This is a genomic window from Stenotrophomonas sp. IS26 (genome assembly GCF_054188265.1).
In genome coordinates, this window is sequence record NZ_JBSZJV010000030.1 from 19,161 (window position 1) to 28,521 (window position 9,361).

The following is a 9,361-nucleotide window of genomic DNA, read 5'->3' on the forward strand; positions in this document are numbered from 1 at the left end:
TGTGCGCAGCCCCCCCACCCCTGCGACAAAAAGACACTACATATACGGTTGACGAGCTCACACCACCCCACTATGTTGTGTCCATCGGCTCCCCGCTTCCGCCAGGCCCGGTGCACCGTTGCAACGCCGCGTTGCTGTTGAACGCCCCGTTGCGCCCACCTGACCGGCGCTTGGAAGCATGGCCCGTCGCCACCGATGTGAGCCTGCGGCGACGTATTCCTGCACACGCACGGCCTGCCCACCAATCACGCCCTCTGTCCGGCTGCCGCACGGCTCTGCCGCGCCGCCTGCTGGGCTCTGCGCCATGCATGGAGAACGCATGAACACCGACGACACCGTCGCTTCGACCCTCACCCCGCCCACGGACACCCCCGTTGATGCGGCCACCTGCAGTGACACGCTGTGGATCACCAAGGAGGGCGGCAACCGACGCATGCCGTTCGACCAGGCGCGGCTGGAGCGCACCGTGCACAGCGTGCATGGCGAGTTCCCGCAGCTGGACGTGGCCGATTACCTGCGCAGCGTGCTGGGGCAGATCGCACGCCGCCAGCAGCTCAGCGCCGATGAAATGGTGGACCTGCTGATCCGCGAGGCGGAATCGCGCATCGACCTGACCGCGCCGGACTGGGAGCACTTCGCCGCCCGCCTCTATCTGCGCCGCCTGTACAAGCGCGCCAGCAAGAACCGTTTCTACGATGCCACGCTGAAGTACGGCTCGTATGTGGGTCTGCAGGAAAGCCTGGCGGACCGCAACGTGTATTCGATCGACATCCTCAAGGCCTATTCCAAGGACGAACTGGAGGAAGCCGGGCAGATGATCGAGCCCGAGCGCGACACCTTGTTCGCCTACAACGGCCTGTACCTGCTGGCCACCCGCTACCTCGCCACCGATCACTCGCGCGCCGTCTACGAGCTCCCGCAGGAGCGCTGGCTGACCATCGCGCTGTACCTGATGCAGCACGAACACGAGCACGGCGAGCGCTCACGGCGGCGGCGCATGCTGCTGGTGCGTGAGGCCTACTGGGCGCTGTCCAACCTGTACATGACGGTGGCGACGCCGACGCTTGCCAATGCCGGCAAAGTGGGCGGCCAGCTGTCGTCGTGCTTCATCGACACGGTTGACGACAGCCTGCAGGGCATCTACGACTCCAACACCGACGTGGCGCGGGTCTCCAAGCACGGCGGCGGCGTGGGCGCCTATCTGGGCTATGTCCGCTCGGCGGGTTCCTCGATCCGCGGCGTGGCCAATTCCTCCGGCGGTGTAGTGCCGTGGATCAAGCAGCTCAACAACACCGCGGTGAGCGTAGATCAGCTGGGCCAGCGCAAGGGTGCGATCGCGGTGTACCTGGATGTCTGGCACCGCGACATCGAAGCCTTCCTCGATCTGCGCCTGAACAACGGTGACCAGCGCCTGCGCGCGCACGATGTGTTCACCTCGGTGTGCCTGCCGGACCTGTTCATGGAGGCGGTGGAGCGGCGCGGCGACTGGTACCTGTTCGACCCGTATGAGGTGAAGCGGATCAAGGGCTGGTACCTGCAGGACTTCCACGATGAGCAGCGCGGCCAGGGCAGCTTCCGCGCGAAGTACGAGGAGGTCGTGGCCGACGAGCGCATCAGCCGGCGCACCCTGAAGGCCATCGATCTGTTCAAGCGGATCATGGTGAGCCAGCTGGAGACCGGCAACCCCTTCATGTTCTACCGGGACGAAGTGAACCGGATGAACCCGAACAAGCACGCCGGCAGCATCTACTCCAGCAACCTGTGCACGGAGATCCTGCAGAACATGAGCCCCACCCGCATGATCCAAGAGATGATCAGCGGCGACCAGATCGTGACGACCAAACAGGCCGGCGATTTCGTGGTGTGCAACCTGTCTTCGATCAACCTGGGCCGCGCGGTGACGGCCGCCCCGGACCTGCTGAGCAGTGATGTACTTGAGCGGCTGGTCCCGATCCAGGTGCGGATGCTGGACAACGTGATCGACCTCAATCAGCTGCCGGTGCCGCAGGCGACCATCACCAACCGCAAGTACCGCGCGATCGGGCTGGGCACGTTCGGCTGGCATCACCTGCTGGCCCTGCAGCAGATCGAATGGAACTCTGCCCAAGCCGAGGACTACGCCGACAGCCTCTACGAGCGCATCAACTACCTGACCATCCAGGCCAGCATGACCCTGGCCAAGGAAAAGGGGCGCTACAGCGCGTTCGTCGGCAGTGAGTGGCAGAACGGCGAGTACTTCCGCGCCCGTGGCTATGACAGCCCGGCCTGGCGGGAACTGGCGGCGCAGGTGGGCGTCAACGGGCTGCGCAACGGCTGGCTGATGGCGGTGGCACCGAACATGAGCACCGCCCAGATCGCCGGCTCCACGGCCTCGATCGATCCGGTGTACGGCGCGTTCTACTACGAAGAAAAGAAGGATTTCCGCCGCCCGGTCGCCGCACCGGGGCTGTCGCTGGAGACCTACCCGTACTACGAGAAAGGCGCCTACCGGGTGGACCAGTTCGCCAGCATCCGCCAGAACGCCCGCCGCCAGCGCCACGTGGACCAGTCGATCAGCTTCAACCTGTACGTGCCGAGCACCATCCGCGCCAGCACCCTGCTCGCGCTGCACATGAGTGCCTGGCGCGAAGGGCTGAAGACGACCTACTACGTGCGCTCGAACGACATCGATATTTCTGAGTGCGAATGGTGCAGCAGCTGACGCACGTCAGCCCGGTAGCTGACGACCGTTGGTCGTCAGCGCACTGACCGGTAGTGCCGGCCGCTGGCCGGCAACCCCACACATGCCCCGGTAATGCCGGCCGCTGGCCGGCAACTCGTATTGCCCGCAGAGAAACTAGGACGCACCCCCATGGCCATCCCCCTCGAACGCATCAAGATCCTCGAACCGCGCCACCCCAACCGCTCCACCGGCATCATCAACGGGCGCACCAGCGGCATCCTCAACTGGAACGACATTCCCTACCCGTCCTTCTACCGCGCGTACAAGGAGCTTTCGACCAACTTCTGGATTCCCGACGAAGTCGACATGAAGGGCGACGCGCGCCAGTACGGCGAGCTCAATGCCCGCGAGAAGAACGCCTACGACTCGATCATCGGCCTGCTCGCCACGTTGGACTCGCCGCAGACGCGCTTCATCTACAACGTCGCCGAGTACATCACCGATCCCGCCGCGCATGCCAATGCGGCGATCATCGGCCAGCAGGAAGTGATCCACAACGAGAGCTACAGCTACGTACTCGCTTCGATCGCCGGGCTGGCCGACCAGAACCGCGTGTTCGAGATCGCCCGTACCCACCCGACCATCCTGGCCCGCAACGCGCCGATCATGCAGTCCTACGATGACTTCATGCGCGAGAAGACCGCCGAGACGCTGATCCGCGCATTGATCCAGTCCTCGATCCTGGAAGGCATCAACTTCTACTCCGGCTTCGCGTTCTTCTACAACCTGGTCCGCCAGAACCGCATGACCGGTACCGGCAAGATCATCAGCTTCATCAACCGCGACGAGCTGGCCCACACCAAGTTCATCAGCGAACTGATCCGCGCCATCATCGGCGAGAATCCGGCGCTGCAGGGCGAGCAGCTGACCGCCTACGTGCATGAGGCCTTCGAGCACGCCATCCAGCTGGAAACGCGCTGGACCGGCGAGGTGCTGGACGGCATCGACGGCATCGACGTGGACGAGATGATCCGCTACGTGAAGTACCGCGCCAACAAGATGGCCGGCATGCTGGGCATCGAGAAGCTGTACAGCGAGACCAATGTCAACGTGATGCCGTGGATCAAGGCCTACGCCGACAACTTCACCGAGACCAAGACCGACTTCTTCGAAATGCGCAACGCCAGTTACAAGAAGACCAACGCGGACAACGGGTTTGACGACCTGTAAGGAGGCATGGCGATGCACATCCTGCTGGCCTTCGCCTCGCTGAGCGGCAACACCCGCGAGGTGGCCACGTTGATCCGGGCGCGCTGCGAGGCACTGGGGCACCGGGTGGACTGGGTCGACGTGGATGCCGTTGACGCGGCCGTGGCGCTGGCGGGAGAGCCGCCTGCCCTGTGCCTGGTCGGTTCCTGGACGGACAACGCCGGGCGTACCCCGGCGGAGATGAAGGACTGCGTGGCCGCGCTGCGTGATCGCTTCGGGCTGCCACTGCCGTTCCCGGTGGCGGTATTCGGTACCGGCGAGACCCAATGGGGCGAGGAGTACTACTGCGGCGCCGCCCACCGGCTGGCGCGGTTCTTCGGCGCCCCGTACCCGGTGCTGGAGATCGAGCAGATGCCGCACGGCGCCGAAGACACCCACACCATCCACCACTGGACCGACACCGTGTTGGCCCATACCACGAGCACGACGACATGCTGACCCTGCACGCCCAGACCCCCGAGGATTACCACGCCGCCCTGCGCGAGCACCCTGCCCTGCTGGTGGACTTCCACAAGGACGACTGCCCGGGGTGCCGGATGCTGGAGATGTCGTTGGCCAGTGTCGCTGGCGCGATTGAAGACGCTGGCATGACCCTGCTGAAGGTCAGACTCGAGACGGTTGGAGAGGGATTGTTCCGCGAGCTCGGGTTGCGCCAGACCCCCACGTTGCTGGTGGTCCGCGACGGTCACGAAACCGCGCGGCTGGCGGGATTCCAGTCGCCGAAGCAGATTCTTGGCGTGCTGGGCGCTGGATGACGCATATGTGCACGTTTGGACTCGCTAATGCGGCGCGACTGCCGCTGGCTGGCGCCTCGCCAGTGCGCCACGTCGCCGTGACAAACTGGGCCTATCGGCATATACGGATTGCAGCCTCTTAAACGCACTGAGTCGATTAGATCTTTCGATCCAAACTCACATTGGGCGTTGCGTTGCAAAAATCGAAATGCTCTGCATCCACTATCAGCGTGCCTGAATGATCAGGCCCATGACGGAGAGATATCATGCAGATGGTCAGATTATTGTCCGCAGCTATCATCTCGGGGGTCGCCGTATTCACAGCATACGTGGCGGAAGGCGCACCTCCGTTCTGTGAAAAGCAATGCGACTATGGTTACAAGGCCTGCCTGAGGATAGGGGAGGAGCCGGTAAAGTGTAGGGAGGAGTATGCGAACTGCATGCAAGCTTGCAGAGACCACTCGGAACTAGCTACAGACATTCTGAGGTAGGGGGAGATCGCCACGTGGAATCGTCGCAGGCCAACCTTGGTCTGCGACTACTTCGGGTGCCTATCAATATTGAATCGCAATCGAACTCCCTAGCTCATCGGCAAGCTCTACGTCCAAACCACTCCGATAATAAACCCGCGACCGGGACACATCACTTCAATTGAAGCGCTATCTGCAATTGCAGACAGCACTCCATTCTTTACTTCATATGGCCAGCGAACATAGAGGCCCGATGCTGTCGTCAGCCATTCCGTGTAATCGGCGCCAACAAGAGCCCACGACGCTTGAACCACCACTCCAACGGCAGCGTCACCAGCGGCGGCACCGCAGCAGCCAATGCCAGCAGCGCGGCCCACCACGGCCAACGCAGGCGGATCGCGGCGAGCACCGACACCACCACGTAGACCATGAAGGCCACACCGTGCACCGGGCCGAAGATCTTGACCCCGACCGGGGTCGGATCGGCTGCCTGGTACTTGAAGTACATGCCGATCAACAGGCCGGCCCAGGTCAGGGCTTCAACGAAAGCGACCGTGGCGAACACGCGGCCCATGGGGCTGATTGGCAAGGCACGCTTCAAGATGGGCTCGGGGTCGTAACGGAAAGGACCCGCATCATAGCCAGCGAACGGTTTTGATGCGAATCATTCTCAGCATGCAGCGCCGGCCCTGCCGATCACCAGCGTGCACTGATGCGGAAGTCGGCGCGCAGGCTGTCATCGTCCTGCAGCACTTTGTCCAGTGGGTGGCCCAGGTCAAGGCTGTAGCTGTAGCGCTTGGCGAGCTGTCCATTCAGGCCGACGCCGACGCTGCTGATGCTGGCCGAGGTGGGGTAGTCGCCACGTACCTCGCCATGATCGAAGAACACGTAGACATCGTGCGCCTGCCGATAGGGCCGGTGCAGTTCGACGCTGCCGAAGTAGCCTTTCACCCCGGAAAGGGTGCCGCGAACATAGCCACGCACGCTGCCGATGCCGCCCACCTGGAACAGGTTGCTTGAGGGCAGGAAGTCGCCGTTGCTGAACTGCCAACCCAGCTGTGCCCGGTACAGCAGGCCGCTGCTGCCGATGCGCTGGGTCCAGCTGGTGGATCCGTTGGCGGTCGTGAAGGCACGCCCTTCGGCCAGCGTCTCATCGGTGCGGATGCGCGACACGCCCTGATAGAACGTCCAGTCGTAGCCGTCATTGCGATAGCCGGTGCTGACACCCAGGGTCACCGTGGTCGAATCGACCTCCGACACCCGCACATCACCGATATCGGACACGGAGTTGCTGCGCGAGACGTTGGCGATGGTGGACAGCAGCCAGTTCGGCGTGGCCACCCACGGCTGGGTGAAATCCAGACCATAGCTGGTCGACTCGCCAGTGATGTCCAGGGCGCGGTAGGCACCGTCGATGATGTTGATCTGGCTGCGCGACACGCTGGCGCCGACACGGCCGTTGCGCGTGTTGACGATACCGGAGTAGCCGATGCGCCCTTCCAGGCCACCGCGCGACCACGCCACCGAGCCGGCCAGCAGGTCACTGATCCCCGCCAGACCCCAGAACTGGCCATGCGCACCGTAGCGCTCGCGGCCGGTGGTCTCTACGCCGGAATTATCGACGAATACGCCCCAGTTGCTTCGGTCCGGCACCTCCGCCAGCAGCACGATATCGGTCTGGCCGGCGGCCTGGCCGGGCCGCATCAGTGCACGCACCTGCAGATCGGTGGTGCGGTTGAGGTAGATCAGCTCATCGCGCAGGCGATCGCTGCGCACCACCTCCCCTACCGGCTGCCGCACCCGCCGCTCCACAAAGCGCACCGGCACCTTGCCCTCCCCGGTCACCTCCAGCGTACCCAGCGTGCCTTCCAGCAGGGTGACGTCAACGCGCCCTTCGTTGATCGACTGCTCGCGCAGAAGCGCGCGTGCCGTACTGATCCCGGCTGCCTCGTAAGCTGCATTGACGTCGGCCACCAGTGTCTCCAGCTCGGCCAAGTGGACCTCGCGCCCCTGGTAGCGGGCGGCGATCGCATCGAGCGTGGCCTTCGGCAGCAGCGCCGATGGACTGAAACGCACCTCGTTGAGCACGAAGCTGCCACGGACATCGGCCAGCCCGCGTTGCCCGGCCGGCGGAGGCGCCGGCTGCACTGGGTCCACCACCGGGCGCTCCGGCTGCAGCGGCTGGCGCTGCTCGTAGTAGCCGTCAATGCGCTGTGCGGTGTCCTTCCCCGCGGTGCCACTACTGTTCTGCGCATGTGCAAGACAGGGCAGCAGCGCGCTGCCGATCAGGAACATCCCTCGGTACATGGTGTGTTTTCCGTCGTTCATCAGTTGGGCGCCCCTAGGTTGACCGCGCCGCCCGGGGCCGGAGCCACCACATCGCGGGCGTTTGCTTCATCACCTTCCGCGGGCGCACGGGCGGGTACCGCCATCTCCGGCGAGCGGAGATTGAGCATGCGGCCCAGGTAGCGCACCGCGCTTTCGCCCAGGTAGGCCGGCCCGGCCTCGAGGTGGTCGCGGTTGTAGTTCGGGCTGCTCACCCCGACCCCATCGTTGAACCGCAGCACATAGGCGTCGGTATCCAGCAGGCGGCCATCGGTCGCCAGGTGGAAGCGGCGGTTCAACTGCAGCAGCTGTGCGTCCGCCGGGCGCTGCGCCGGGCTGGTGTTGTCCATCAGCACGTGCAGCGCCGGGGTGGTCAGGGTCATGGTGCGTTCGACATGGCCATCGGCGATGGCGACCTTCGCCGAGGAGGACGTCAGCTCTGCCTCCATTGCCCGCAGCGCATCGATCAGCCAGGCATCACGCGGCTGCACGTCCACCACGATCCGGCGGGCGACACCGTTGCGGTAGCCGGTCAGCGTGGTCGTCAGCAGGCCTGGGCCAGCATCGGACTGACTTACCTGCGCCTGCAGCTCATCGGCGGCCAGGTTCAGACGGGTATCGACCATCGCCTGTGCCAACGACAAGGTGTCACGTGCGGCCAGCTGTGCAGACGCCGCCTGCAACTGCCCACCGGCCAGCGAACCTGCCTGGGCGTCCATGTAGGCCGTGGTGCCTGCGCTGGCCCGCTCGAAGCCAATGCTGCCACCCGCAAGGATCGACTGTGCGCCACCGCTGCGACCGTCACCGAAATGGATATCCCGACCCGCCTGCAGCGCTGCATCGCCGCCGGCCTGGTACACACCCCATTGCTGGGTGCCGCCGCTGGTGGCCACCAGGTCGCTGCCGGTGCTGGCCGCTTCGATCCGGATATCGCCCGCAGCCAGCACCTGCAGTGCCCTCCCCGCGTCCACCTGCCGGCCCAGGACATCCGAGCCGCGCGATGCCAGTGCGATGCCGCCAGCCGCCTGCAACGCATCGAACCGCAGCGCCTCGGTGGACGTCAGTCCAAGATTGCAGCCCACGTTGAGCGTGCCGATGACCAGTGCGACACCGGCATCGCCACGGAAGTTACAGCCCACGGTCACCTCATCGGCGGAAAGGTTGGTGCCTGCGAGCCAGTCACCATCCACACCGATCACGGCCGTGCCCACATCGATGGACTGGCCGGCGCGCAGCGTCATCGAGCCGTCGACCGCCGCGCTGCCGAGGGTGATGGCGCCGTCAGCATTCGCCACCAGATCGCCGCGGCCATCGAAACGCTGGACGTGGGTGTCGCCACCGCTGCCCACCTGGGCATTGCCGCCGATGCGTGCGTTACCGACATCGACGTGACCCGCAGCGTTGATCACCAGTGACTGCGCGACCGTTGCATTGCCAAGCTGCACATCCGTGCCGCCATCCACACTTGCCTGCCCCCCCACGGCGGCATCGTCGATGGCCAGCAGACCTCCAGCGTTCGCGGCGAGGTCGCCGTTGCTGGTCAGCTGCTGGATCTGCAGCGCACCGGCCGCCTCCAGCTGCATCGCCGCCCCGGAGGACAGCGTCTGCGCTACCAGCGTGGCACCGCTAGCCGCGCTCATGGCGCCCTGCGCCTGCAGTTCGCCAATGCCCAGCGCGCCGCCGCTGCGAAGCTGCGCATCGCCGCCGACCGTGGCGGTACGCATATCCAGCGTGCCGGCCGCCGCAACGTCCAGCGACTGCCCGACCACCGCCTGGGCCAGGCGTACATCCGCATCGCCTTCAAGGCGCGCATCGCCATCGGCCACCAGATCGCCCACTGCGAGCAGCCCACCTGCCGTGGCGGCCAGATCGGCCCCGCTGCGCAGCTGCTGCACATCCAG

At 65.0% G+C, this 9,361-nt stretch carries 7 protein-coding genes; 4 read left to right on the forward strand and 3 right to left on the reverse strand.

The features are described 5' to 3' along the window. Nucleotides 1-319 precede the first annotated feature (319 nt). The 4 genes from ACW6W5_RS17250 (at nt 320) to ACW6W5_RS17265 (ending at nt 4,686) form a co-directional block, all read left to right on the forward strand. The gene (locus ACW6W5_RS17250; RefSeq protein WP_152154403.1) at nt 320-2,701 is read left to right on the forward strand and encodes a ribonucleoside-diphosphate reductase subunit alpha; all 2,382 of its coding nucleotides are present in this window, start codon (nt 320-322) and stop codon (nt 2,699-2,701) included. 150 nt (nt 2,702-2,851) lie between these two features. After that, nucleotides 2,852-3,892, forward strand: a complete 1,041-nt coding sequence (locus ACW6W5_RS17255) for a ribonucleotide-diphosphate reductase subunit beta (protein ID WP_088434232.1) — start codon at nt 2,852-2,854, stop codon at nt 3,890-3,892. Nucleotides 3,893-3,904: 12 nt separating this feature from the next. Beyond that, on the forward strand, nt 3,905-4,369 hold the full coding sequence (locus ACW6W5_RS17260; RefSeq protein ID WP_152154405.1) for a flavodoxin: 465 nt from the start codon (nt 3,905-3,907) through the stop codon (nt 4,367-4,369). Then, complete coding sequence (locus ACW6W5_RS17265; protein ID WP_121036938.1) at nt 4,363-4,686, forward strand: thioredoxin family protein; 324 nt, start codon at nt 4,363-4,365, stop codon at nt 4,684-4,686. The genes ACW6W5_RS17260 and ACW6W5_RS17265 overlap by 7 nt, the downstream gene beginning before the upstream one ends. Nucleotides 4,687-5,397: 711 nt before the next feature. Here the strand turns inward: ACW6W5_RS17265 and ACW6W5_RS17270 are convergent. The 3 genes from ACW6W5_RS17270 to ACW6W5_RS17280 form a co-directional block, all read right to left on the reverse strand. Further along, entirely contained in the window at nt 5,398-5,709 is a 312-nt protein-coding gene (locus ACW6W5_RS17270) for a DUF3817 domain-containing protein (RefSeq protein ID WP_428999437.1), read from the reverse strand. Between the two features lie 122 nt (nt 5,710-5,831). Further along, nucleotides 5,832-7,442, reverse strand: a complete 1,611-nt coding sequence (locus ACW6W5_RS17275) for a ShlB/FhaC/HecB family hemolysin secretion/activation protein (RefSeq protein ID WP_152154407.1) — start codon at nt 7,440-7,442, stop codon at nt 5,832-5,834. 20 nt (nt 7,443-7,462) lie between these two features. Continuing rightward, the coding region (locus tag ACW6W5_RS17280; RefSeq protein ID WP_458233669.1) for a hypothetical protein at nt 7,463-9,361 on the reverse strand (1,899 nt) is incomplete at its 5' end.

Coding starts and splice junctions, on each gene's coding strand:
- ACW6W5_RS17260 (WP_152154405.1), top strand. CDS start 3,905: ATGCACATCCTGCTGGCCTTCGCCTCGCTGAGCGGCAACACCCGCGAG.
- ACW6W5_RS17255 (WP_088434232.1), top strand. CDS start 2,852: ATGGCCATCCCCCTCGAACGCATCAAGATCCTCGAACCGCGCCACCCC.
- ACW6W5_RS17265 (WP_121036938.1), top strand. CDS start 4,363: ATGCTGACCCTGCACGCCCAGACCCCCGAGGATTACCACGCCGCCCTG.
- ACW6W5_RS17250 (WP_152154403.1), top strand. CDS start 320: ATGAACACCGACGACACCGTCGCTTCGACCCTCACCCCGCCCACGGAC.
- ACW6W5_RS17270 (WP_428999437.1), bottom strand. CDS start 5,709: ATGGGCCGCGTGTTCGCCACGGTCGCTTTCGTTGAAGCCCTGACCTGG.
- ACW6W5_RS17275 (WP_152154407.1), bottom strand. CDS start 7,442: ATGTACCGAGGGATGTTCCTGATCGGCAGCGCGCTGCTGCCCTGTCTT.